Source organism: Pseudomonas sp. PDM05, from assembly GCF_014851685.1.
Classification (GTDB): domain Bacteria; phylum Pseudomonadota; class Gammaproteobacteria; order Pseudomonadales; family Pseudomonadaceae; genus Aquipseudomonas.
The window spans coordinates 25864-48137 of the sequence record NZ_JACVAC010000022.1; the positions used below are offsets into that span (position 1 = coordinate 25864).

21 protein-coding genes and 2 pseudogenes are annotated in these 22274 nt (G+C 63.5%); 4 read left to right on the forward strand and 19 right to left on the reverse strand.

The features are described 5' to 3' along the window. Positions 1-667 precede the first annotated feature (667 nt). Together IB241_RS26260 and IB241_RS26265 are read right to left on the reverse strand one after the other, a co-directional pair. Positions 668-1123, reverse strand: a complete 456-nt coding sequence (locus tag IB241_RS26260) for a DMT family transporter (RefSeq protein ID WP_192301091.1) — start codon at positions 1121-1123, stop codon at positions 668-670. A gap of 4 nt (positions 1124-1127) precedes the next feature. After that, positions 1128-1616 (reverse strand): DMT family transporter, encoded by a 489-nt coding sequence (locus IB241_RS26265; protein WP_192301092.1) that lies wholly within the window; start codon positions 1614-1616, stop codon positions 1128-1130. A gap of 117 nt (positions 1617-1733) precedes the next feature. On the opposite strand from IB241_RS26265, the gene IB241_RS26270 reads away from it, so the two are divergent. Next, on the forward strand, positions 1734-2666 hold the full coding sequence (locus IB241_RS26270) for a LysR family transcriptional regulator (protein ID WP_192301093.1): 933 nt from the start codon (positions 1734-1736) through the stop codon (positions 2664-2666). Position 2667: 1 nt separating this feature from the next. Here the strand turns inward: IB241_RS26270 and IB241_RS26275 are convergent, their stop codons facing one another. From IB241_RS26275 to IB241_RS26285, 3 genes are all read right to left on the reverse strand, one after another. Continuing rightward, entirely contained in the window at positions 2668-3987 is a 1320-nt protein-coding gene (locus tag IB241_RS26275) for an Nramp family divalent metal transporter (protein WP_192301094.1), read from the reverse strand. 38 nt (positions 3988-4025) lie between these two features. Continuing rightward, on the reverse strand, positions 4026-5582 hold the full coding sequence (locus IB241_RS26280) for a DUF726 domain-containing protein (RefSeq protein WP_192301095.1): 1557 nt from the start codon (positions 5580-5582) through the stop codon (positions 4026-4028). Between the two features lie 82 nt (positions 5583-5664). Then, a complete protein-coding gene (locus tag IB241_RS26285; RefSeq protein WP_192301096.1) occupies positions 5665-6447 on the reverse strand; it encodes an AraC family transcriptional regulator in 783 nt (260 codons plus the stop codon). A gap of 103 nt (positions 6448-6550) precedes the next feature. Here IB241_RS26285 and IB241_RS26290 point away from each other — a divergent pair, with 103 nt between their 5' ends. Further along, positions 6551-7444, forward strand: coding sequence for an EamA family transporter (locus tag IB241_RS26290; protein WP_192301097.1), 894 nt, complete (start codon positions 6551-6553; stop codon positions 7442-7444). On the opposite strand, the pseudogene IB241_RS26295 reads toward IB241_RS26290, so the two are convergent. After that, positions 7438-7620 (reverse strand): annotated as a pseudogene (locus IB241_RS26295) (XRE family transcriptional regulator); the annotation flags it as partial. The gene IB241_RS26290 and the pseudogene IB241_RS26295 sit on opposite strands and share 7 nt — an antisense overlap. 104 nt (positions 7621-7724) lie before the next feature. On the opposite strand from IB241_RS26295, the gene IB241_RS26300 reads away from it, so the two are divergent. Further along, positions 7725-9533 carry a monovalent cation:proton antiporter-2 (CPA2) family protein gene (locus tag IB241_RS26300; protein ID WP_192301098.1) on the forward strand — a complete coding sequence of 603 codons (1809 nt, stop codon included), beginning with the start codon at positions 7725-7727 and terminating at the stop codon, positions 9531-9533. 75 nt (positions 9534-9608) lie between these two features. After that, complete coding sequence (locus IB241_RS26305) at positions 9609-10163, forward strand: hypothetical protein (RefSeq protein WP_192301099.1); 555 nt, start codon at positions 9609-9611, stop codon at positions 10161-10163. A 62-nt stretch (positions 10164-10225) separates the two neighbouring features. Here the strand turns inward: IB241_RS26305 and IB241_RS26310 are convergent, their stop codons facing one another. The 13 genes and pseudogenes from IB241_RS26310 to IB241_RS28085 all read right to left on the reverse strand — a co-directional run. Further along, positions 10226-10945 carry an alpha/beta hydrolase gene (locus IB241_RS26310; RefSeq protein WP_192301100.1) on the reverse strand — a complete coding sequence of 240 codons (720 nt, stop codon included), beginning with the start codon at positions 10943-10945 and terminating at the stop codon, positions 10226-10228. A gap of 11 nt (positions 10946-10956) precedes the next feature. Beyond that, entirely contained in the window at positions 10957-11712 is a 756-nt protein-coding gene (gene cobF, locus IB241_RS26315) for a precorrin-6A synthase (deacetylating) (protein WP_192301101.1), read from the reverse strand. Between the two features lie 45 nt (positions 11713-11757). Further along, complete coding sequence (locus IB241_RS26320) at positions 11758-12312, reverse strand: histidine phosphatase family protein (RefSeq protein WP_192301102.1); 555 nt, start codon at positions 12310-12312, stop codon at positions 11758-11760. Between the two features lie 93 nt (positions 12313-12405). Further along, positions 12406-13395, reverse strand: a complete 990-nt coding sequence (locus tag IB241_RS26325) for a LysR family transcriptional regulator (RefSeq protein ID WP_192301103.1) — start codon at positions 13393-13395, stop codon at positions 12406-12408. Between the two features lie 51 nt (positions 13396-13446). Continuing rightward, positions 13447-14388: a peptidylprolyl isomerase gene (locus tag IB241_RS26330; protein WP_192301104.1), complete on the reverse strand. Its 942-nt coding sequence runs from the start codon at positions 14386-14388 to the stop codon at positions 13447-13449. Beyond that, entirely contained in the window at positions 14385-14852 is a 468-nt protein-coding gene (locus IB241_RS26335; protein WP_192301105.1) for a YbjN domain-containing protein, read from the reverse strand. The genes IB241_RS26330 and IB241_RS26335 overlap by 4 nt, the downstream gene beginning before the upstream one ends. Before the next feature lie 20 nt (positions 14853-14872). Beyond that, the gene (locus IB241_RS26340) at positions 14873-15499 is read right to left on the reverse strand and encodes a DNA repair protein (protein WP_192301106.1); all 627 of its coding nucleotides are present in this window, start codon (positions 15497-15499) and stop codon (positions 14873-14875) included. A 19-nt stretch (positions 15500-15518) separates the two neighbouring features. Next, positions 15519-17219, reverse strand: a complete 1701-nt coding sequence (locus IB241_RS26345; protein ID WP_192301107.1) for a putative porin — start codon at positions 17217-17219, stop codon at positions 15519-15521. A 42-nt stretch (positions 17220-17261) separates the two neighbouring features. Continuing rightward, positions 17262-17966 carry an energy transducer TonB gene (locus tag IB241_RS26350; protein ID WP_192301108.1) on the reverse strand — a complete coding sequence of 235 codons (705 nt, stop codon included), beginning with the start codon at positions 17964-17966 and terminating at the stop codon, positions 17262-17264. Between the two features lie 3 nt (positions 17967-17969). Then, on the reverse strand, positions 17970-18395 hold the full coding sequence (locus tag IB241_RS26355; protein ID WP_065905942.1) for an ExbD/TolR family protein: 426 nt from the start codon (positions 18393-18395) through the stop codon (positions 17970-17972). Between the two features lie 11 nt (positions 18396-18406). Beyond that, positions 18407-20206 carry a DUF2341 domain-containing protein gene (locus tag IB241_RS26360; protein WP_192301109.1) on the reverse strand — a complete coding sequence of 600 codons (1800 nt, stop codon included), beginning with the start codon at positions 20204-20206 and terminating at the stop codon, positions 18407-18409. 24 nt (positions 20207-20230) lie between these two features. After that, on the reverse strand, positions 20231-21814 hold the full coding sequence (locus IB241_RS26365) for a ShlB/FhaC/HecB family hemolysin secretion/activation protein (RefSeq protein WP_192301110.1): 1584 nt from the start codon (positions 21812-21814) through the stop codon (positions 20231-20233). 265 nt (positions 21815-22079) lie between these two features. Further along, positions 22080-22176, reverse strand: a pseudogene (locus IB241_RS28085) (transposase); the annotation flags it as partial. Positions 22177-22274: the final 98 nt, after the last annotated feature.

Consider the following 22274-nt stretch of genomic DNA (forward strand, 5'->3'; position numbering starts at 1 on the left):
GGGATTGGCGGTGTGAGAGGGATCTCCAGCCGAACACTGACATCCCAGCAACACAGCTCAAATGTGGGAGCGGGCTTGCCCGCGAAAGCGGTGGCTCAGCCAACACCTCTACCAACAGTGCCGCCGCCTTCGCAGCCTCGCTAGGGCTCGACAGCTCCCACAGGGACTAGCAGTGCCTGGGCGATCTCCAGCCGAACACTCACTATCCATCAACACCGATCAACTGTGGGAGCGGGCTTGCCCGCGAAAGCGGTCGTTCAGCCAACACCTCCACCCACAGTCCCACCGCCTTCGCAGCCTCGCTAAAGCTCGACAGCTCCCACAGGGGATTGGCAGTGCCCGGGCTATCTCCAGCCGAGCACTGACAGCCCGCCAACACCGATCAACTGTGGGAGCGGGCTTGCCCGCGAAAGCGGTGGTTCAGCCAACATCTCCACCAACAGTGCCACCGCCTTCGCAGCCTCGCTAAAGCTCGACAGCTCCCACAGGGTATTGGCAGTGCCTGGGCTATCTCCAGCCGAGCACTGACAGCCCGCCAACACCGATCACCTGTGGGAGCGGGCTTGCCCGCGAAAGCGGTGGTTCAGCCAACTCCTCTACCAGCAGTACCGCCGCCTTCGCAGCCTCGCTAAAGCTCAACAGTTGCTCCCACATTTCTTTGACCACGTCAGTCGGCCTGGCGAGTATTGCTGCGATACATGAACACCAATGCCAGTGCCAGACAGACCATCGCCACAATACGGCTCCCCGATAAATCAATCGCCGGGTTGCCCAGCCAGCCGAAGTTGTCGATCAACATGCCCATGCCCAATTGCCCGACGATCACGGCCACCGTCGCCACGGCGGTGCCGACCACAGGCACCGCGCCGACCATCACCAACATGTACACCACGCCGAACAAGGCACCGGTCAGTTGCCATTTCGGCACGTCCAGCAAGCTGACGGCCTGGGCGGGCTCGAAGAAGAAAATCAGCAGCGCCGTGCTGAGCGCACCGACGGCGAAGGTCAGCAAGCTGCTGCGCAACACGCCGACCGTCTGGCCGAGGCGCCCGTTGATCGCGGCCTGCACACTCAATACCGCACCGGCGGCAATGACCAGTACCAACAATAGAATCAGATTCATCGCCTTACCCTCGTGCAATCAGAACAAGCGCCACCACAATCAACGCCAGGGCTATCCAGCGCTCGCCGTTGACCCGCTTGCGCGCGGTGCCGAACCAACCGAAATGGTCGATCAGCACGCTCTTGCCGACCTGCCCGGACAAAATCGCGACCATGGTCATCGCGATGCCGATATGCGGCGTAGCCAGGGTCAACACCACCACGTACATCGGCCCGAGGAACCCGCCGATCAATTGCCAGCGCGGCAGGTCGGCCAGCGCCGGGCCCTTTTGCGGGCCGCTGAACAACAAGAGCACGTACAAGATCGCCGAACCAACGCCAAAGATGCTCAACGTCGCCCACAAATGCCCGACTTGCTGGCCCAGCGGCCCGAGCAAGCCTGCCTCCACCGACAGGCCCATGCCCGCCAGGATCACCAACGGCAGCAACAACAGCCGCAGAAGGTTATGTTTCGGACGGGCCGACGCCACACCCTCGATAGAACTTGCCTGCATACATCACCTGCGCTTCAAGAAAGAAACCATGGCGCGCATTATCCGGTGGTCGTGCTATGCAATAAATGGGAGCATGCCGACAACACCTTTGCGCAAAACGCACAGCACGGAGTCATGATGCAGGGTTTGAATGAATTGAGTTTCAAGGCGCTGCGCCTGTTCGTCGCGGTGCTCGACCACGGCAGCTTTTCCGAAGTGGCCCGCCGGGAAAGCCTGGCGCCCTCCTCCATTTCCCGGCAGATCCAGCTGATGGAGCACGCCCTGGGCCAGCAGTTACTTTACCGCCACACCCGAGCGGTCAGCCCGACCGAGGCCGGGCGCCTGCTCGGGCATCATGCGCGACTGTTGCTGGAACAACTGGAAACCGCCGGCCAGGCCCTGCAGGAACAGGAGAGCGAACCCAGCGGCCTGGTACGTATCAACGCACCGATGGTGTTCGGCCAGCGCCACCTGTCACCGTGGCTCGGCGAACTGTGCCGACGCTATCCCAAGCTGCAACTGGACATCCAGCAGACCGACACCTACGTCGACCCGCTGCAAGACGGCACCGACCTGCTGTTTCGCATCGGCGTGCTCAACAACTCAGGCATGCAGGCGCGCATCTTCGCCCCGCAGCGCTTTCGCATCGCCGCCAGCCCCGCCTACCTGGCCCGACACGGCACGCCGCAGCACCCCGACGAACTCGTCCACCACCAATGCCTGGCCTACAAAGGCATCACCGGCCAACAACGCTGGTTCTTCCGCCGCGCCGGCAGCGACTGGACGCCCTACAGCGTCAAGGGCCCAATCACCGGCAACCACGCCGACACCCTCACCCACGCCGCCGAACAAGGCCTTGGGCTGGTCGTGTTCCCCTCCTGGCTGATCGGCGAAGGCTTGCGCGCCGGCACCTTGCAGGCGGTGCTGAGCGAATACGAAGTGGCGACCACACTGGAGCCGCAGCAGATCGCCGCACTATGGCCGGGGAGCCGGCGGTTGTCGCTGAAGGTGCGCACGGTGATTGATTACTTTGTGGAGTGTTTTGGGACCGTGCCGTATTGGGATCGATGATTTAAAACAGCCACTGCCCAATCAACCACGCATTCGCCCCGCTGATCACGGTAAACAGAAACCACGCCAACACCCGCGTCGGCAGCCGATTCACAAACGGCCCCATTAGCTGCTTGTCTCCGGTCATGCGGATCAGCGGGAACAACGCAAACGGCAATTGCAGGCTGAGCACCACCTGGCTGAGGATCAACAGCTTGCCGATGGCCGCATCGCCCATCAGCCACACGCCGAGGAACGCCGGGATCAGCGCCAGGCCGCGGGTGATCAGGCGGCGTTGCCAGCAGGGAATGCGCAGGTTGAGGTAACCCTCCATGATCACCTGCCCGGCAATGGTGCCGGTGAACGTCGAGCTTTGCCCCGACGCCAGCAAGGCGATGCCGAACAGGATGCTGGCAAACGCGCCGCCCACCAGTGGGTCGAGCAGATGGTAGGCGTCCTGGATCTCGACCACATCGGTGTGGCCGCTCTTGTAGAACGCGGCAGCAGCAAGGGTCAGGATCGCGGCATTGACCAGCAAGGCCAGGGCCAGCGAGCCGATGGTGTCGATGCGCGCCAGTTTGACCGCGTCCTGTTTACTGGCGAGATCCTTGCCGATCAGACGGGTCTGCACGATCGAGGTGTGCAGGTAGAGGTTATGCGGCATGACCGTCGCGCCGAGAATACCGATAGCCAGGTACAACGGCGCAGCGTCGCTGATCGCCGAGAGTGACGGCGTAAAGCCGCTGAACACATCCGGCCAATACGGTTTGATCAGCACCAGTTCGATAAAGAAACACACGCCGATGGTCGCCACCAGCGCCAGCATGATCGCTTCCAGGCGCCGGAAGCCTCGGTTCTGCAGGGCCAGGATCAGCAGCGTATCGAAGGCGGTGATGACAATGCCGGTGGTCAGAGACACCCCCAGCAGCAAGTGAAACGCCAGGGCGCAGCCGAGCACTTCGGCCAGGTCGGTGGCAATGATGGAGATTTCCGCCAGCGCCCACTGGGTACGGGCGGAGCGCCGGCTGTAGCGCTCGCGGCACAGTTGCGCGAGGTCCTTGCCGGTGGCGATGCCCAGCCGCGAGCACAAGCACTGCACCGCCATCCCCGCCAGGCTGGCCAGCAGCACCACGAACAACAGGCTGTAGCCGTAACGTGAACCGGCCTCGATGGCCGTGGCCCAGTTGCCGGGGTCCATATAGCCGATGGAGATCAACAGGCCGGGGCCGGCGAACATCAGCATGCGCTTGAAGAACGAAGCCTTGGGGTCGACGGCAACGGAGCCGGCCACTTCCGGCGGGCAGAACGGGGCGGTGGCAATTTTCGGCAGGCTGAATTTCACGCGGTATCCCAGGCAAACACACTAGACAGGCGCGCAGCTTAGCAGTCGGACGCGACCGTGCGCATTACCGTGTCCCTGGGCAGGTCAAACGCTTCCACGACTTGTACCACCAGGTCCATTTCCTGGTTCAGCGCCTCGCGCTCCATGCGCTGACGGATCACGCCGACCACCAGTACCGCCAAGGTGGTAATCGAATAGGCCGGGCCGGAAAATGCACGCACCCCGCTCACCAGCAACATCGCGGCCGCCAACGCCTGGCCCACCAGCGGAATCGCCGTGGCCGCACCGCGCCGCAGGATGAAACCGGTGAGCCCGGCCAGCGCCGTGCCACTCAACGCCGTGGTCGCCGAGCGGCCCATGTCGAAACGATTGAACAAGCCCTGCTCTTTTTGCGCCGCGGCCTTGAGTTCGGCTTCGAAGGCTTGCCGGTCGGCGCTGTTGAGTTTGTCCTTGTATTGTTCGATGAGCTGCTGCGCGACCTGTGCCTCGATGTCCGCCAACGCCACGGTTGCAACCGGCTGATCAAACTTGATCCCCAGCCGTTGCGCGACATCCTCGGCGATCTGTCGATAACCCACGCCATGGCCACGGGCCAGGTTCATAAAGCTGTCGCCGCCCATGCGTTGCAGCTCGATGGCCAGTTTCAGCGGCTCGCGCACGCTGGCATCAATCGACGCGCTGCGTTTTTGCGCCATCAGTTCGGCGAGGAACTTCAACTCATCCGGCCGCGCCTGCACCAGTGCCGGGAACAGTTCGGCGTCCTCTTCGGCAAAGCGCACCTCGCTGCTGCGCTGGTCGGCGCGGATCATGCCGCGCCGTTCCTGCAACAGGTCGGTGTATTGCACCACCGTTTTAAGCTGCGGCCAGTAGGCGGCGTGATCGAAAGTTGCCAGGTGCACATTGGTGACCTTGGACTTGAGGGCGGGCGTGAGCGGGATGGCATAACGACCGATGCAGCGCTCGTTGTCCGGCTTGATCGCCAGTGCCCAATCCTTACTGGAATGGCAGTTGATCAGCCGGCCCTGCAGCGGCGCCGAGACTTGATCCCATGGGCTCGACGTACAGACCGCCCCGCCCATCAGCAGCAAGTGATTCAACGGCAGCTCACGGGCCACCTCAGGGCTGGCCAACAAGCTTTTGACCAGAATCCGCGCGCCGAGGGAATGGCCGATCAGGTTGATGCGCCGCACCGGCAGGGCCTCGGCGTGCAGAAAGTTGGCCAGTTCAGGCAACAGGGTCTGGGCGACTTCGTCGACACGCGCCTCAACACTTTTGTAATGGTCGAGAAAATACGCAATCGCCTTGCCCACCCCCACGGTAGCGGCGCCCAGGCCACCGCCGCCGAGCATCGCAGCGATCACCTCCTTGAACGGGGCGAACAGGTTTTCCAGAAAATGCCCGGCCGGCCAGAACAGCATCACATTGGTCGAGCCTTCGATACTTGCCAGTTGCGCCTTGAAATTACCCAGTTGCTGACGGTTGAAGAACGCCGAATAACCGTGAACGTAGAGATTGAGCACATCCCCCTGGGGCTCGCCACACAACACAAAGGTGGGCTTGCGGGTGCGGTGCATTTCATCCCACTGGTGCTGCATGGGCCGGTGACTCCTGGTGACGATGGACGGCGATAGTAACAAAGCATGGCCGGCGCAACGGTGAATCCTGACCGATGAACGATCAGAACAACGCCGCCGCCCTTGATTTGGCCAGGTAGCGCGCCGGCGCCTCCCCCACGTTGCGCCGGAACACCGAGGTGAATGCGCTGGAGCTGCTGAAGCCCAATGCCAGCGCCACGTCGGTAATCGAGGCACCGTGGCCGAGCCGCGCAGTGGCTTCCAGCAGGCACACCTGCTGGCGCCAGGCCACGAAGGTCATGCCAGTGTGTTCAAGGAACTGACGGGTAAAGGTGCGCCGGCTCATGCTTGACCATTCGGCCATGGTGTCGAGGGCGATGGTCTGCGTGGGCGCGTCCAGGAAGCGCTGGCAGGCGCGGGCGAGCCGAGGCTCTAACGGCAGCGGCGCGCTGAGGGGCAGTTCTGGCATGGCGCCGATTTCATCCACCAGCAACGTCAGCACGCAATGCTGCCTGACACTGGGCCCCGCCGCCGGGTCAATCGCCAGTGCCGCCTCCAGCAAATGCCGCAGCAGCGGCGACACCTCGAACACCTGGCAATGCCCCTGCAAACCTGCGCGCCGGGCAGCGGCGTCAGAGAGATAGGTATTGAGCATGACCACATCGCCACGCATGTGCATTTCATGGGGCACGCCGCCGGGCACCCAGATCGCCCGCTGCGGCGGCACCACCCAATTGCCAAGGTCGGTAAACATCTTCATCGCACCCGTGGACGCATAGGCGAACTGGCCACGGCTGTGGGCGTGGCGCGCAAACACGGTGCCCGAGGCATATTCGTGCAGCGTCACTACGGCTTCGGGGTCATCGCGGGTGAAGGTCGGGATCATGGCCCGATTTTGTCAAAACATGACCTGGCATAGCAAGCGGGCCATGAGAACGCCGCCTACCATCGTTGCCTTTGGACACGCCTGCCAGCTCAAGGGAACGACCATGCTCAAGAAACACCTGGCACTTGCCATCCTCGTCACTCTGGTCTGGGGTTTGAACTTTCCCATTACCAAGCTTGGCCTGCGCGGTATCGACCCCTTCGTACTCACCGGCATCCGCTTCGCCCTCGCCGCCTTGCCGCTGGTGTTTTTCATCCGACGCCCCGCCGTGCACTTCGGCTATGTAGCGGCTTACGGGGTGATTTTCGGCTTGGGCATGTGGGGCGTGATCAACTACGGCATCCAGATAGGCGTGAGCCCCGGCATCGCTTCGCTGATCATCCAGCTCAGCGTGTTCTTCACCCTCGGCTGGGGCGTGGTGCTGTTCAACGAAACCCTGCGTGACGCACAACTGGTCGGCGCCGGGCTGACCTTGCTCGGCCTGGCGGGCATTGTCGTCACCCAGGAGGGTAGCCACGCGGTGCTGGGGGTCATGCTGATCGTACTCAGCGCACTGGCGTGGAGCGTGGGCAACGTGATCATCAAACGCTCAGGGGTGAAGGAAATCTTCGCGTTCATGGTCTGGGCCAGCCTGTTTCCACCGATCCCGCTGTTCCTGATGGCCTGGTGGATGCACGGCAACGCTGCGTTCGAAAGCCTGCCCGCCCACCTGGACGCCACGGCCATCAGCTCGATCCTGTTCCAGGTCTACCTGGCCACGCACTTTGCCTACTGGGGCTGGAACTCATTGCTCAAGGCGTACCCGGTATCGACGGTGGCACCGCTGTCGCTGCTGATCCCGGTGTTTGGGCTCGCCAGTTCGATGCTGATCATTGGGGAGCGGGTTTCCTGGCTGGAGCTGGTTTCGATGGCTGTCATTCTGGTGGGGTTGGGGGTGGGGTTGTATCGCTGGCCGGTGAAACGCAAACCCGGCACAGGGCCAGGTAGCCTTCAATAGGCAAAGTTATCGATCTTGACCTGGCCGTCTGGAAACGTCGCGATAATCTCCAAGTCGCCGCCCATCGCACGGATGTAGTCTCGCAATGTACTGATGTACATGTCGGTGCGACGCTCCATCTTGGAGACCGCCGCCTGATTGATATTCAATAGTTTGGCCAGGCTCTCCTGGCTCAAGGACACGCCACATGCATCACTCACCGCAAAAACACAATTCTCGAAATGTAAAAAGCGCTCTAATACGCTCCTGTTGATTCGCTCTAAAGATCCTGGAGTTCCCAATGCCCCATGAAGGCAACCTGTTACAAGCAGCCGTGGTGTTCCTGCTCGCCGCCGTATTGACCGTGCCCCTGGCCAAGCGCCTGCAATTGGGCGCGGTGCTGGGCTACCTGTTCGCTGGCGTGATCATCGGTCCGTCAGTCCTCGGGTTGGTGGGTAACCCGCAAAGCGTCGCGCAATTTTCCGAATTGGGCGTGGTGTTGCTGCTGTTCATCATCGGCCTGGAACTGTCGCCCAAGCGTCTGTGGGTGATGCGCAAGGCGGTGTTCGGCGTCGGCCTGGCCCAGGTGTTGCTCACCGGCCTGGTGATGGGCGCTGTAGCCTTGTGGCTGTTTGGCCAGTCGTGGAACAGCGCGATCGTGCTGGGCCTGGGCCTGGCGTTGTCGTCCACCGCCTTCGGCCTGCAAAGCCTGGCCGAACGCAAGGAGCTGAACCAGCCCCATGGGCGCCTGGCCTTTGCCATCCTGCTGTTCCAGGACATCGCAGCCATCCCGTTGATCGCCATGGTGCCGTTGCTGGCCGGCAGCGATCATCCGACCACTGAGGCCCAGGGCTTGCAGCATGTGTTGCAGATCCTCGGCAGTATCGCCGTGGTGATCATCGGCGGGCGCTACCTGTTGCGGCCGGTGTTTCGCGTGGTGGCCAAGACCGGCCTGCGCGAAGTGTCCACCGCCACCGCCCTGCTGGTGGTCATCGGCACCGCATGGTTGATGGAACTGGTGGGCGTGTCGATGGCCCTCGGCGCCTTCCTCGCCGGGCTGCTGCTGGCGGATTCGGAATACCGTCACGAACTCGAATCCCAGATCGAGCCGTTCAAGGGCCTGCTGCTGGGGCTGTTCTTCATCAGCGTGGGCATGGGCGCCAACCTCAGCTTGCTGCTCAGCAGCCCACTGCTGGTGATCGGCCTGACCCTGCTGCTGATCGGCCTGAAATTACCCCTGCTCTACGCCGTCGGCCGCCTGGTGGGCGACCTCAACCGCGAAAGCGCCCTGCGCCTGGGCGTGGTGTTGGCGGCAGGCGGTGAATTTGCCTTCGTGGTGTTCAAGATCGGTCGCGACCAGGGCCTGTTCGAACCTCATCTCTACGATGTACTGGTGCTGACCATCACCCTCTCGATGGCGGTCACCCCGTTGCTGCTGTTGATCTGCCCGAAGCTGTTCAAGCCCAAGGTCAAGCCGGTGGAAGTGCCCGAGGAATACCGCACCATCGAGAGCGATGCACCTCGCGTGGTGATCGCCGGCATGGGGCGGATGGGCCAGATCGTCGCGCGGATCCTGCGCGCGCAAAACATCTCGTTCATCGCCCTCGACACCTCGGTGGAAACCATCGAGCTGACCCGCAGCTTCGGCGGCATGCCGGTGTTCTACGGCGACCCGCAACGCCCCGAAATCCTGCACGCGGCCAAGGTCGACCAGGCGGAGTTCTTCGTGATCGCCATGGACGACCCGGAAATCAACATCAAGACCGCCGAACTGGTGCGCAACCTCTACCCGCACATGAAAATCATCGCCCGTGCGCGTAACCGCCAGCACGTGCACCGCCTGGTGGACCTCGACGCCTCACCAGTGCGCGAGACCTTCTACTCCAGCCTGGAAATGAGCCGCCGCACCCTGGTCGGCCTCGGCTTGACCCAGGCCCAGGCGGATGCGCGCATCACCCGCTTCAAGAACCACGACCTGCAAGTACTGGCCGCGCAGCACGCGGTGTACGACGACGCGGCCAAGGTCATGCAGACCGCCCAGGAAGCCCGGGCGGAACTGGCGCGATTGTTTGAGATGGACCGGCTCGAAGAAGAGTCCGACAAGGTGTAAGGCCCAGGGCGAACGAGATTGCGATTTTTCTGACAGAATGTGCCGCAATTTCGTTCACCCCCCCTGGAGCGCTTCATGGCCACTTTCACCAAGACCGCCGCCCTGCTGGCCCTCGCGCTTGCCGCCGGCAGTGTGTTCGCCGCCAGCAAGCCGGCCACGCAGACCATCTCCACCCTGGGTGGCAAGTTCACCTTCAACCTGCCCAAGGCCTACGCGGCCGACACCCTGCCGGTCAGCAAGGCCGAAGATGCCAGCGCCGCGACTCAAGGCACGCTATACGCCAACCAGACCACGAAAAGTGTGGTGATCGTCGCCGAAACGGTACGGACCGACGGGGTGAACGTCGAGGATAACGACGCACAGTTCCTCGACGGTGCAGTGGCCGGCTTCGTCAAGGATCAGAGCGCTGCCCTGCCGGACTTCAAGAAACAGAGCGAGAAAAAACTGACCTTCAAGGGCCTGGGCCTGCGCCAGGTGGACAGCACCGCGACACAGGGCGGTGGCAAGACGCTGAACAGCACATTCCTGGGGGGATCGGGCAACCACATGCTGGTGATCCAGGCGATTTCGCGCGGCGATGACGCCAAGGGCCATGCCGAGCTGGTGAAGCAGATCACGGGCGGCAAATAACCCGACCCGCCAAGCAACACCAAACCAAATGTGGGGGCCCGCCCCACATTTTTTGACCGTGCTCACTTCAAGCTTTTTTCCAGCCAGGCCTTCAAATCCTGCACTTCAGCCTCGCTGATGGTATGCGGCATGCCCATATACCCATGAAACTCCGGCTTCAACCCCACCCCCACCAACGCCTCATTCGCCCTCGTCGCCGACGCATACGCCAGCGCCTGGTCCAGCGTGCCGTGGCCAATGAAGATCGCCAGCCCGCTCAATGCCGCATCCGGCTTGAGCTCAGCCTTGAGCACTGGCAACACACTGCCACTCAACGCCGCAATCCCACGCACCAACGTCGGCTTACGCAACCCCACCTCGTAGGACATGATTGCGCCCTGGCTGAACCCCACCAGAAACACCCGATCGCTGCGGGTGTGGTACTTGGCGGTGGCCTGGGTCACAAAGTCTTCGATCAGCCTGGCGCTGCGTTGCAAATCGGCGGTCTCGCCGTCGTAATCGCCATCCCCGGGTTTCTTCGCAAACCAGCGATAGCCGCGCGCATCCACCGGCATCGGCGCCCGTGCCGACAGGTAGGTCCAGGTGGATGGCAATGCGTCCTTGAGGCCAAACAGGTCCTCTTCGTTGCTGCCAAACCCATGCAGGAAAATCACCAGCGGCGCGTTACGCGCATCAGCCTGGGTCTGCTCCAGGTACGCCAGGGGTAAATCGGTGTGTAGCGTATCGTCGGCATGAACGGCGCCGGCCACCAGGGTCAGCGCGAGGGCAAACAGCTTGAGCATGGGGCGATACCTCAGGGTTTGCGCAACAGATAAGTGTCCATGATCCAGCCATTGGCCAGGCGTGCCGCCTTGCGCACCCGCTCGATTTCTTCGGCGACTTCAGCGACTTTGCCGCTGATCAGGATCTCATCCGGCGTACCCAGATAGGCCCCCCAGTAAATGTCCAGGTCCTGATCGGCCACGGTGCGGTAGGCGTCTTGCGCATCGAGCATCACCACCAAGGTGTCCGCATCACTCGCCTGCCCTGCCGCCAAAAGGCGCCCGGTAGTGATCTCGATGGAGCGGCCAATACGGTTCAGCGGCACTTTGTGTTGCGCCGCCAGGGCCTGCACGCTGGTGATGCCGGGGATCACTTCGAATTCAAACTCACTGCGCCCGCTGGCCAGGATCGCTTGCAGGATGCGGATGGTGCTGTCGTACAGCGCCGGGTCGCCCCAGGCCAGGAAGGCACCGACTTCTCCGTCGGCCATTTCCTCGTTGATCATGCGCTCAAAGGTTTGCTGCTTGTCGCGGTTCAGATCCTCCACGGCGGTGGTGTAGTCGATTTCACCGCGCACGCGTTCGGGGCAATCGGCCTCGACAAAGCGGTAGCCGGGCTCGGTGATGTAGGTCTCGCAGATCTCGCGGCGCAGGTCGATCAACTTGTCTTTGCTCTGGCCCTTGTCCATCAGGAAAAACACGTCGGTGCGATTGAGCGCCTTCACGGCCTGCATCGTGATGTAGTCAGGGTTGCCGGCGCCAATGCCGATGATCAGGATGCGTTTCATGGGTTGCTCTCATTGCGGGGCGTGGATTTTGCCATGTTCGGCGGTTCAGGCGTGAGTTTCCAGGCGCAGGCGCCAGACCGTATTGAAGCGCAGCTCCGTACTGGACAGCGGCTCGACGTCGATCCGGTAGAACATCGCCACCGGAAGCTGCAGGGCGTAGAGCATCGCCGCGCGAATCACCAAGGGGTGGGTGACGGCGACGATATGGCCGGGGTGCGCTTCAAGGGCCTGCATCCACTGCGCGACCCGTGCACAGACCTGATCCACCGATTCGCCACCGTGGGGCGCACTGGCGCTGTCGGCCAGCCACGCGTTCAACTCATCGATCGCCAGCTGGCTGATGTCCTGGCCTTTCCACTGACCGAAATCGCCATCGCGCAAGGCCTCTTCAAGCAGCGCATCGCTGCCGAACAAACCCGCGGTCTGCCGAGTGCGTGCTTCCGGCCCGCACAGCAGCCGGCGGCTGGGCTTGTAACGCGCGGCCAGCGACAGCGCCGCGCCTTGCCAATCCATCACCACCGCTTCGTCAGCGCAGAAGCGCCCGCGTTTTTGCAGGGGCGTGACGGCATGACAGATCAGGGTCAAACGGGTGGCTTGCACGGACTTCGCTCCGACAGAGACAGGTCGGCAAGCCTCGCGCACTTATCCCTCAAGCGCAACGCCCTTGAACGGGCTTACCCCAATGCCAGTCGCTCAAGCAGTCCCGAGGGCAAACCACTCGCGCCGCCCCTCGAACGTGCTCACGATCAACTCCACAATCACCTGCACCGCCTGCGCATCCCGCACCTGGGCGTTCACCGCCAGCCACACCTGGCGTTGCATGCTGTCGTCCAACAACCCCGGCAACGCCACCAGCCCTCGGTCGAAGCTGCCCATGTAGTGCGGCAGCAAGCCGATGCACGCGCCGCAGCGGATCATTTCCAGCATCAGCGAGTAGGCCTGCACTTGCACCACGGCAGCGCGGCGTTGTTCCACCACGTGGTTCCAGGGGTGCAAGGCCTCGACCTGCACGTCGGGCTGCCACTGCACCAGCATGTAGTCGTCGAGGTCGTCGACGCTGTCCGGGCGCGTGGTCAGGCGTGAGTAGCGCTTGGCGATGTGCGGCAGGTAATGCAGGCGCGCCAGGGGCTGCGGCGGTTCAGTGGGGAAACTCGGGCCGCACGCCGGGCCCTCGGTGTCGGACAACCACAGCACCACGTCCACATCCACCGCTTGCAGCGACAGCTGGCTGTCGATGGAGGTGATCTCCAGGCGCACGCTGGCATTACGGCGCAGCAAGGCAATCAAGTCGCGGCCGAGGATGTCGTGCAGGATCGGTTCGGCCACGGCCAGGCGGATCAGCGGCTGCTCCACCACCGGCAGGCGCCGTTCATGGGCCAGGGCGACCAGTTGTGCCTGCAATTGCTGGCCATCACGACTGAGCACCAAGCCGTTGCCCTGATACGTGAACAGCGCATGCCGCACCTGTTCTTCGAGCTGCGCCAGGCGTTTGCGCAACAACGTCGATTTGATATTCAGGCTGCGCGCCGCCTGCATGAAACAACCGCAGCGCGCACTCACCAGGAAGTAGCGCGCCACCTCCGGGTCGATCTCGCCGGCCAAGGCCTGCCAAGTGCGGTGTGGCGCATTCACGGCGCGCCAGGGGGCGGGCGATTGGACGCCGGACGGTTCTAGAAATGCCATGGGAGACTCCCTGTCTTGTTGGTCTGTGCATCCAATGCGGGTGGTCGCGCGTTACTCCAACACCTTGTTCAACTCGGCGCCATCAATGCTCAAGGTCGCGGTGTTGAGCATGCCTTCCAGGTACGCCTTGGCGATCTGCTCCTGGCGTTGGCTGCGCAAGGCTTCGGTGAGCCGTTCACGCAGTTCGTCCAGGGTCGCGGTGCGCGCCGGTTGCTGGCCGGTGAGCTTGAGCACATGGAACCCGGCCGGGCTCTGCACCACCTCCGACACCGCGCCGACCTTGAGCCGCGCCACCGCCTCGCGTATCTGGGGCACCAGCTGCTGCAACGGCTGCATACCCGAATCGCCGCCGCGTTGGGCGGTGTTCGGGTCCTGGGAATATTGCGTGGCCAGCGCGGCGAAATCTGCCGGCGCGGCCTGGGCCCTGCGGCTCAGCTCCTGGGCCTGGCGGCGGACCGCGTCGGCGGACTGCGGGTCGTTCACCGCGAGGAAAATCTGGCTCACCCGATACAGCGGCGGCGTCACCCACTGTGCCTTGCCGGCGTCGTAGGCCTGTTGCAACTCAGCCGCACTGGGATAGTCGGCAGGCACCTGGCTGACCGACAGCATGTAGTCGCGAAACACAATCTGCTCGGCGGCGGCACGGGTCTGCTGCTCCACCTCCGGGCGCTGGCGCCAGCCCTGGGCGTCGGCCTGTTCAAGCACGGCCTTTTGCGCCAGGCGCGAGCGCAGCCACGTCTCCAGCGCGCCACGGTTGCCGCGCAATTGCTCGCGGGACTCGGCCGGCAGGCTCGCCAGCACGCTTTTCATTTCCGCCAGGTCGATCTGCTGGTTGCCCAGGCGCGCCACCGCCGGGCCGCTCGCCGGCGTCGCGGCTACCGGCGCCGGCTGTTGCGCCGCCACCGGGTCGCTGCCCGGCCGCAAGCTCAAGCCCACAGCCACCACCAGCAGGGCCAGCGCACCGGCGCCGACCATCAGGGTTGGCTTTTTCACAATACGCCCGCCTCTTCGCCCACCACCTGCGCGGCGGCCTGCAACTGCGCCGCCTGTTGGCTGTACTCACGCAGGTAGACGATGAACTCCTGCAACAGGCGGTCCCACAGTTCCAGCTGGCTGCGCAAATGCGTGACGCCCACACCGGCCACCACCACGTCCATTTCCATCAGCAAAAATTCACCTTGCACCGACAACCGCGCAAAGCGTCGCGAGGCGTTCCACACCTCGGCCAGGCCTTGCGGCAATTGCCCCTGGATGCGCAGCGCGCAGCTGTAGGTGAAGTCCACATAGCTGCCCTGCTCCGCCGCCGGGTTGCCGAAGCGCACGGCAAAGCCGATGCCCTGGCTGGCGCTGAGCAGTTGCACGATACCGTTCTGTTCGCTCGGGTTGACCCGGTAACCGGCGTCCTGCAACAGCTCGGTGAGGCTCTGGATGGTCACGCTATCAATCAATTCGCTCATGCTGATCTCTTCCCTGTCTATCAATGATTGGTGGTTGCCTGGGGCGCATCGAAACGGCTCTTGTACAGATCGTCGCCAAAGCCTTGGGCCAGTTCCTCGAACTTGACCCGCGCGCTGCTGGCGAAGGGCTGGCGGATGCTCATCACCTCGGCCACATCGATCTTTTCGTAGGCCGCCAGCAACTGCTGGGCCACCCCGTACATCTGTTGATTCTTGACTGAACATTGCTGCACTTGTGTGTCACGTTCGCTCAATTGCGCCTGCAAGCGGGCGCGTTCGGCCTCCTTGCCCTTGGCGAGCACCAGCAGTTCTTCATAGGCCTTCTTGAATTTGCCGATCTGCTCGTTGCTCGCCGCCACCTGGGCTTGCGCCTGGTTGTGCAGGCTCTGTTGCTGGCCGGCCATCTGTTCGGCCACGCCACGGGTCTTTTCCAGCTCGGCGGTCAATTGCTTGATTTGCGCCTGGGCCTGCTTGGCCTGGGCTTCGGCGGCGATGCGCGCGGCACTGGCCTGGGCCTGTTCGCTTTGCAGCGCCTGCAACTGCTGGGTGCTGCTGCGCAGTTGAGTACGCAGGCGCTCTTCCATGCCTTCGGCGCAAGCGCCGCTGGCGATGAACAACAACAGCAGCCCGCAGATTCGCGTGTTCATGTGGCATCTCCTGTGCGCCTCAGAAGCGCGTGTTGAGTTCCAGTTGCATCACATCGACTTCGAACGGCGCGCCATACACCTCGGAAGCACTCAACCAACGCGCACTGGCGTAGACGTTCTTTTCCAGCCCGTAGTTGGCGCCAATGAAGTAACCCTTGGCGTTGGTGCCGCCCAGGTGAAACGAGGAATCGTTGAAGCCGTCGGGCAAGGCATCCGGCTGGATGTACTTGTAGCCGGCCAACACGTTCCAGTCGCCACGCTTGCGCATCTCCAGTGCACTGCCGAGGGTGAACGAGACCATCAGCGCATTGCCGCCACTTTCAAACTGGCCGTTGCTGTTGATGTTGTTGACGATCTGGCCTTCGCCACGCTTGAGCATCTCGCCCTTGTCGTAGGCCAGGTTGTGGATGAAGTTGGCCTGGCTGCGCAGCTTGAAGTCGCTCGGCAGCTCGCTGTCCCACACCGCATTGAGGTCGAGCACATTGAACTTGGACGCCAGCCCCACGTACTGCGGGTTCGGCGTCTTCGCCGGGTCGGCCGGGTTGGGCGTGATGTCGCGCAGCAGGAACACGCTGTTGCCCTTCTGCATAAAGGCCACGCGCGTGCCGTCGGTGTCGCAACCGGCGGCACCGGCCCACGGCTTGCACGGGCTGGAGCGCTGCCCTTCGATGTCCTGGAACTGGTAGTAGGCGCCCGCCAGCTTGAGGCTGTTGCTGCGGTTGATCTTCCAGTCCGCACCGATCTGCGCGCCGAACAGCCACTTGGTCTCGCTGTCCTCCTTGTCGATGCCGTTGCTGCTGGCGGCATCCGCGGTGTATTCCACCGGGAACGCCCCCACGGTGCCGAACAAACCCCACTCGCTGTTGAGCTTGTGGTTGAAGATCGCCGCCACGCCGTCAAAGTTGAGGTCGTTGGAATACATCATGTCGGTGGAATAGAACGGGTTGCCGATACGCCCGGCGGTCAGCGCCATGGAGTCGCTGGCTTTCCAGGTCAGGTAGCCCTGGTCGAGCCAGATGTCCTTCTTGCCAAAGCCGCCGCCGAGGGTCTGGGTGGTCGACACCGGGTTGTTGTCGGAACCGGTGCCGATGCGGATACCGGCGGTCCACTCCGGTGACAGCACCGCCTTCATGCCCAGGCGTGCGCGCAGGCGGAACAGGTTCTCGCGGTCCTTGGTGGTGTTGAGCAGCGGCGGGAACTTGGTGTTGGAGTCCTTGTTCACGTCATACGGGCCGGTGTCATTGAGTTTGGCGTAGTCGACGATCTGGTTGCTGTTGTTGCCGGAGAAGTAACGCGACTCGTCACGCAGGCGGATGTCGCCGTCAAAGCTGATGCGCGAGACCCAGTCCGGGAACGTGTTGGGCTGTGCCCAGTTTTCCTGCTTGGCGGTGGCCATGACTTCGGCCTTGACCTGATCGCGGATCTGATCGCGCACCGCTTGCGGCACGTACTGCACACGCACATCCCCCGGCGCGGCGGCGGGACCGGCGGCCACCACCGGCCCGGCGTTGGCCTGGCGCGCCTGCTGGGCTTCTCTTTCAGCCTGGGCGATCAGCCCGTTGGCCGTGTCCTGGGTCAATACCCCCTGCTGCACCAACAGGCGGATCAGGTTGACGGTGACGTTTTCCGAGGGGGCGACCGGGGCTGCCGTCGCCTGGCCGACCAGGGTCGCGATGACCATGCCAACCGCCAGGGTCAGTCGATTCACGGGGGAAATCATGTGTACGCAACTCCTGTAAAAAACCGTAGAAAAGGGGTTCGATCAATCCGGCCGCCGGCCCTTGAAGGACAGGCGTACCGGCATCTTCACTGCGTCCGGAACACGTTGCGGCACGTGGGAGGCACGCAACGCCGCCAGCACCTGTGCATCGATCTCGGCATCACCGCTGGACTTGACCAGCTCGGCCCGCGTGACCTGCCCGTCACCGCGCAGCCACAAATCGGCCTGCACTGCATAGGCGCGATTGCGCAACTGCGGGTCATCGCGCAGCAAGCGCTGGAACACACCGGCCAGGTACTGCTTGTAGGTCCCCGCACCCAGGCCGCCGCCACCGGAACCGGCCATGCCGCCACCCTTGCCGGCGCCGATGTTGAAGCCGTCATTACCCGACTGCGCATCACCGTCGATCTGCATCGGGTTGGCCAGATCATCGGCCGGCGACGGTGGGGCTTCGTCCGCTGGCTTGACCTCTTGCGGCTCAGGCGTCGGCACCGGCTCGGGGATTTTTTCTTCGACCTGGGGCTCGGGCTCCTTGGGTTTTTCCGGCGGTGGTGGTGGCGGTGGCGGCAACGGAATAATCGTCGGGATCTTTGGCGCTTCGCGGCGCACGCCGCTCATGTCATTGGCCCACTGCCACAAAAACCAGGCCGCAACCGCGCCCAGCAAGAGGCCTGCGCCCCACTTCAGCGGGCGCAGCGGCGGCTTGTTTTTCACCGGCAACGGCGGCATCGGAATCTGTGCGGTCATGGCTCAGCCCTGGCTCGGTTTGCCGGTGACCAGCCCGACCTGGGACAGCTCCAGCCGTCGCAGCAAGTCGAGCACCTCGATCACCTTCTGGTATTGCACCAAGGCGTCACCGCGCACGATCACCGGGAAATCCGGGTTCAGCGCTTTCTCGATGCGCAGGCGTTCTTCCAGCTCGCCGAGGGTCACCGGGTAGGCGTCGAGGAACACCTGACCGCCGTCGTTGACGGAGATGGCCTTGGTCTTGGCCTCCGACAGCGATACCGAGGCGCTGGCCTTGGGCAAGTGGATCTGGATCCCCGAGACCTGGGCGGTGGCGGTGAGGATAAACATCACCAGCACCACCATCAGCACGTCCACCAGGGGCGTGATGTTGATGCTGTCGACGGCGGCATCGTCGTCATCGTCGTGGGAGGCGTTTACGGAAGCCATGCTGATACTCCTCAGGCCGGTACGGCGGCGTGCTGCTCGCGGCGATGCGCGGCTTCACTGGACTGGCTTTCGCCGTGCATCTCCGCCAGGCGGGTGATGAACTCGTCGACGAACACCCGCATATCGGCGCTGACTTCCTTGTTGCGCGTGATCAGGCGGTTGTAGCCAAACAGCGCCGGGATCGCCACGAACAGGCCCATGGCCGTGGCCAGCAAGGCGGCCGCCATCCCCGGCGCAATCGCGTTGATGTTCACGTCACCGGCCATGGCCGTGCCGAGGAACACCACCATGATCCCCAGCACGGTGCCGAGCAGGCCGATGTACGGGCCGCCGGCGATGGCGTTGGACAGGGTCGAGAGCTTGGCGCTGAGCGCCTGGTTTTCGCGGGTGCGCACACCGTCCATGGAGCAGCGGATCGCTTCGATGGTCGCCGCCGAGACTGACGAGGTGTCAGCGCCCTGGGCGCGGCGCGTGCGGATTTCCTTGACCGCCACCAGGTACAGGCGCCACAGCGAGGAATGCTGCAGACGCTCGGCCAGCTGCGCGTCGTCGGCATACATCTCCAGACGCGTGCCGATCTGCGCGAAGTGCTCGCGGAACACTTCGTTGGCCGCGCTGAGACGGCTGACCTGGCGGTTCTTGCGCAGCATGATGACCCACGACTGGAACATCATCGCCACCAGCACCAGGATGATCACCCACGCGTCCACCGGCACGGCGTTGAGCAAAAAGCCCAGGCTGCCGAAACCAAAACCGGACTGTTCTTCATCAACGCCGTACGCCACTAGTTTCGACTCGGCGCCCTGGGCGCTGGCGTCGGCCAGCAGCAACGTGGCCGGGCGTGCGACCTTGGACAGGCGCAGCTCGTCGATGGCCCCGGCAAACGGCTGGTGAGTGCTGGCGGCGTCCGGCAGGTCGCCACCAATCGCCAGTGGCGAGTTGAACGCAGGCACGGCCACGGCCAGGGTCGCGGTTTCGCGGCCATTCACATACAACGCGACTTTTTCACCCTCGGCGGTGAACGCCAGGTGCTGCCATTGGCCGGGGTTCAGCGCTTGGCTCGACACGGCGCGCTGGCCGTCGATGTCCACAAACGGCGTGCCCTGGTTCAAGCCCAGCAACAGGCTGTGCGCACCCTCGCGACGGGCGAAGACGATTTGCTCGCCGCTGGCCTGATCCAGGCGCAACCAGGCGCTGAAAGTGAACGCCGCGCCGGCGGCGTGTTGCAGCGACGGGCTGGCCGGCAACAGCAGCGGCTGGCCGCCGAACTGCAAGGCGCGGCCGATCACGCCGTCGATGCTCGCGCCGGTGGCGTTCAGCGCGGTGTTGGCATAGGCCGTGGCGTCACGGGCCGGGGTGCCGTTGGCATCGTCGAAGTGGTAGAGCGCGGTGTAGTTGGGGTCGAACGCCAGTTGGCCGTTGCTGGTAGCCGCAGCTTTCTGGTTACCGTAGTACATCCACAGGTCCTGGCGCTGGCCGCCTTCAACCTTGGGCACATCGACCCAGATCAGGGCCATGCCCATCAGCGGGTCGAAGCTTTCGATCTGGTGGTTGAGCACGGTCTTGTCATCGGCGCTGACAAAGCGCAGGTCGGCGCCGTCGTCCTTCACCCCGTCAAAGGTGAAGTTGCCAGTGTGCAGGCGCACCAGCAGCGCGGTGCGGCCCAGGGCCTGGCTGATCGCGGCGCCTTGGGCGGTGGTGTCCACGGAAATCTGTTTGCGGTAGTGCCAGTCGTCTTGCCACCAGGCATGGGCAGTGGCCGGGAGCGCGAAGCCCAGGCAGATCAACAGGCTCAGGAATAGGCGTTGCATGGGTGGAGTCTCCGGAAGAAAAAGTCAGAAAGTCGCCTGCACACTGAAGTGCAGTCGCGAGTCCTGTTTCTGGGTGTTCGGTCCATCGAGCAGCGGGTAGCCCCAATCCAGGCTGCCGGACAACCATTTGCTCAAACTGGCGCGGGTGCCGAGGCCGACGCTGGCCAGGCTGTATTCGTCTTCTTGCTCGGGCATCGGGTCGTGCAGACGCAGGCGTGCGCCTTCGGCAAACGCGTAGAAGCGCCAGTCCTTGACGTAGCTGCCGACGTACTTGGCCAGGGACGGCGTGCGCAGCTCCTGGGAGAGCAAGTAGCCCTCGTCCCCAGTGCGCTCCGCCGCCAGATAACCGCGCACCGAGGTGGCACCGCCGGCCGAATATTGCTCGTTCGACACCAGCGGCCCCGAGGCCAGCTGGAACGCGGCCTTGGACGCCGACTGCCAATCGCCAGTGAAGGTGTAGGTGTAATTCAGGTCGCCCTTGAGCACGGCGAAACTGGGGCTGGCTTTGTAGCGCTTGTAGTCGAACTCTGCGGCATCGCTGCCATAGCCGAAGAACGCGCGGGTGCCCACCACCAGGTTCAAACCCAGGCCGAGCTGGGATTGCTCGGTGTAGCGATAGCCGTTGTAGCCGAGGGTGAACGGCGCGTACTTGAGCGGCACCTGGTCGCTGCTGGCGCCGAATTTCATTTCTTCGTCGAAGTCTTTGAAGTCGATACCCACCGACAACGAATTGGCCCAGACGCCCGCGCCCGGAAAGCTGTAGATCGCCGACACGCCATAGGAATGCCCCTTGCCCAGCACGTTGCTGCCGCCGAGGGTGGCGATATTGCTGTCGGACTGGTAGCCGGCGAACTGCAACGCCCAGCGATCATCCAGCGGCGCAGTGTAGGAGCCCGACCAGACCTTGGCGTTGGTGCTGTCCTGGGGCGCGGTGAAGTAGGTCAGGGAAATCGCGTGGCCCAGTTGCCAGAGGTTGTCGTAACTCAGGGTGGCGACCGAGCGCAGCTTTTCGGTGTCGGCGCTGTAGTCATTGTTCAGGCCGATGCTGGCGTGCCAGGGATTCTGGTCTTCCACCTGCAAGTCCACATCCATGGTGCCCGGGCGCTGGCCCTCGCGTACCAGTGGCGTGACCTGACGTCCAACGCCACGGTTGAGCCCGGCGAGCTGGGTTTGCACGGTGGCGAAGTCCGGCACCGCACCTTCCTTGAGCGCCGACACTTCGTCGCGGATTTCCACTGGCGAGTAATGCTTGGCACCGACCACGCGTACGCGGCCGATCTTGGTTTCGCTGACTTGCAGGTAGACGATGCCGTCATCGACCTTCTGCTCCGGCAGCTCGACAAACACCGACTGGTAGCCCCGTGCCTGGTAGATCTTTTGCAGCGCGTCGCGAGCGCCTTCGATGTCGCCCAAGGTTTTTTGCGGGCCGAGAAACGGGTACACCGCCTCTTCAATCGCCGCCGCATCGAGCACGGTATTGCCGCGCACGAAATACTCATTGACGTCGACCCGGCGTGCTGCGCCCTCCTCCTCGGCCTGCGCAGGCTGGGCCTGGGCCCACAGCGTCAGGCAGCACAGCGCCAGCGTTGACTTGAACAGATGCTCCACACCGCCCCCTAACTTTCCAAGTTTTTGCACCGTCGCCGTTTGCACGGCGTTTGGCCTGCTCAATTGCTGGTTGTCGAAAGATGGCTGTGCCGGGCCAGCCAGGTGTGCAGCAAGGCGAAATTCAGCGAGAACTCCGGCATGTGCAGCAAGGCGCCACAAAACACGTCACCGATGATGGTCTGGATCAACTGCACCGCCCGCGGGTTGCCCAGCACGCTGGCGATGTCCCGTTGCAGGACGTGAATGCCCCACACCTTCTGGTTCAGGTCGAGGCCGACGAACCAGCGGAACAGCAGGTTGTAATTGAGCTGCTCGTGCAGTTGCTGCTCGCTGGGCACCGAATACAGCAGTTGCAACAGGAGGATGTGCACCACGGTGTGCGGCGCAATCAGCATGCCCGGCTCGGGCTGGAGCCAGTCGCGATGGCTGTCGAGCACCTCATCGATCTGCGGGCGCAGCA

Excerpts from the sequence above, each read along its gene's own strand:
- IB241_RS26260 (WP_192301091.1), bottom strand. The coding sequence starts at position 1,123 with ATGAATCTGATTCTATTGTTGGTACTGGTCATTGCCGCCGGTGCGGTA.
- IB241_RS26265 (WP_192301092.1), bottom strand. The coding sequence starts at position 1,616 with ATGCAGGCAAGTTCTATCGAGGGTGTGGCGTCGGCCCGTCCGAAACAT.
- IB241_RS26270 (WP_192301093.1), top strand. The coding sequence starts at position 1,734 with ATGCAGGGTTTGAATGAATTGAGTTTCAAGGCGCTGCGCCTGTTCGTC.
- IB241_RS26280 (WP_192301095.1), bottom strand. The coding sequence starts at position 5,582 with ATGCAGCACCAGTGGGATGAAATGCACCGCACCCGCAAGCCCACCTTT.
- IB241_RS26285 (WP_192301096.1), bottom strand. The coding sequence starts at position 6,447 with ATGATCCCGACCTTCACCCGCGATGACCCCGAAGCCGTAGTGACGCTG.
- IB241_RS26290 (WP_192301097.1), top strand. The coding sequence starts at position 6,551 with ATGCTCAAGAAACACCTGGCACTTGCCATCCTCGTCACTCTGGTCTGG.
- IB241_RS26300 (WP_192301098.1), top strand. The coding sequence starts at position 7,725 with ATGCCCCATGAAGGCAACCTGTTACAAGCAGCCGTGGTGTTCCTGCTC.
- IB241_RS26305 (WP_192301099.1), top strand. The coding sequence starts at position 9,609 with ATGGCCACTTTCACCAAGACCGCCGCCCTGCTGGCCCTCGCGCTTGCC.
- IB241_RS26310 (WP_192301100.1), bottom strand. The coding sequence starts at position 10,945 with ATGCTCAAGCTGTTTGCCCTCGCGCTGACCCTGGTGGCCGGCGCCGTT.
- cobF (WP_192301101.1), bottom strand. The coding sequence starts at position 11,712 with ATGAAACGCATCCTGATCATCGGCATTGGCGCCGGCAACCCTGACTAC.
- IB241_RS26325 (WP_192301103.1), bottom strand. The coding sequence starts at position 13,395 with ATGGCATTTCTAGAACCGTCCGGCGTCCAATCGCCCGCCCCCTGGCGC.
- IB241_RS26335 (WP_192301105.1), bottom strand. The coding sequence starts at position 14,852 with ATGAGCGAATTGATTGATAGCGTGACCATCCAGAGCCTCACCGAGCTG.
- IB241_RS26340 (WP_192301106.1), bottom strand. The coding sequence starts at position 15,499 with ATGAACACGCGAATCTGCGGGCTGCTGTTGTTGTTCATCGCCAGCGGC.
- IB241_RS26345 (WP_192301107.1), bottom strand. The coding sequence starts at position 17,219 with ATGATTTCCCCCGTGAATCGACTGACCCTGGCGGTTGGCATGGTCATC.
- IB241_RS26350 (WP_192301108.1), bottom strand. The coding sequence starts at position 17,966 with ATGACCGCACAGATTCCGATGCCGCCGTTGCCGGTGAAAAACAAGCCG.
- IB241_RS26355 (WP_065905942.1), bottom strand. The coding sequence starts at position 18,395 with ATGGCTTCCGTAAACGCCTCCCACGACGATGACGACGATGCCGCCGTC.
- IB241_RS26360 (WP_192301109.1), bottom strand. The coding sequence starts at position 20,206 with ATGCAACGCCTATTCCTGAGCCTGTTGATCTGCCTGGGCTTCGCGCTC.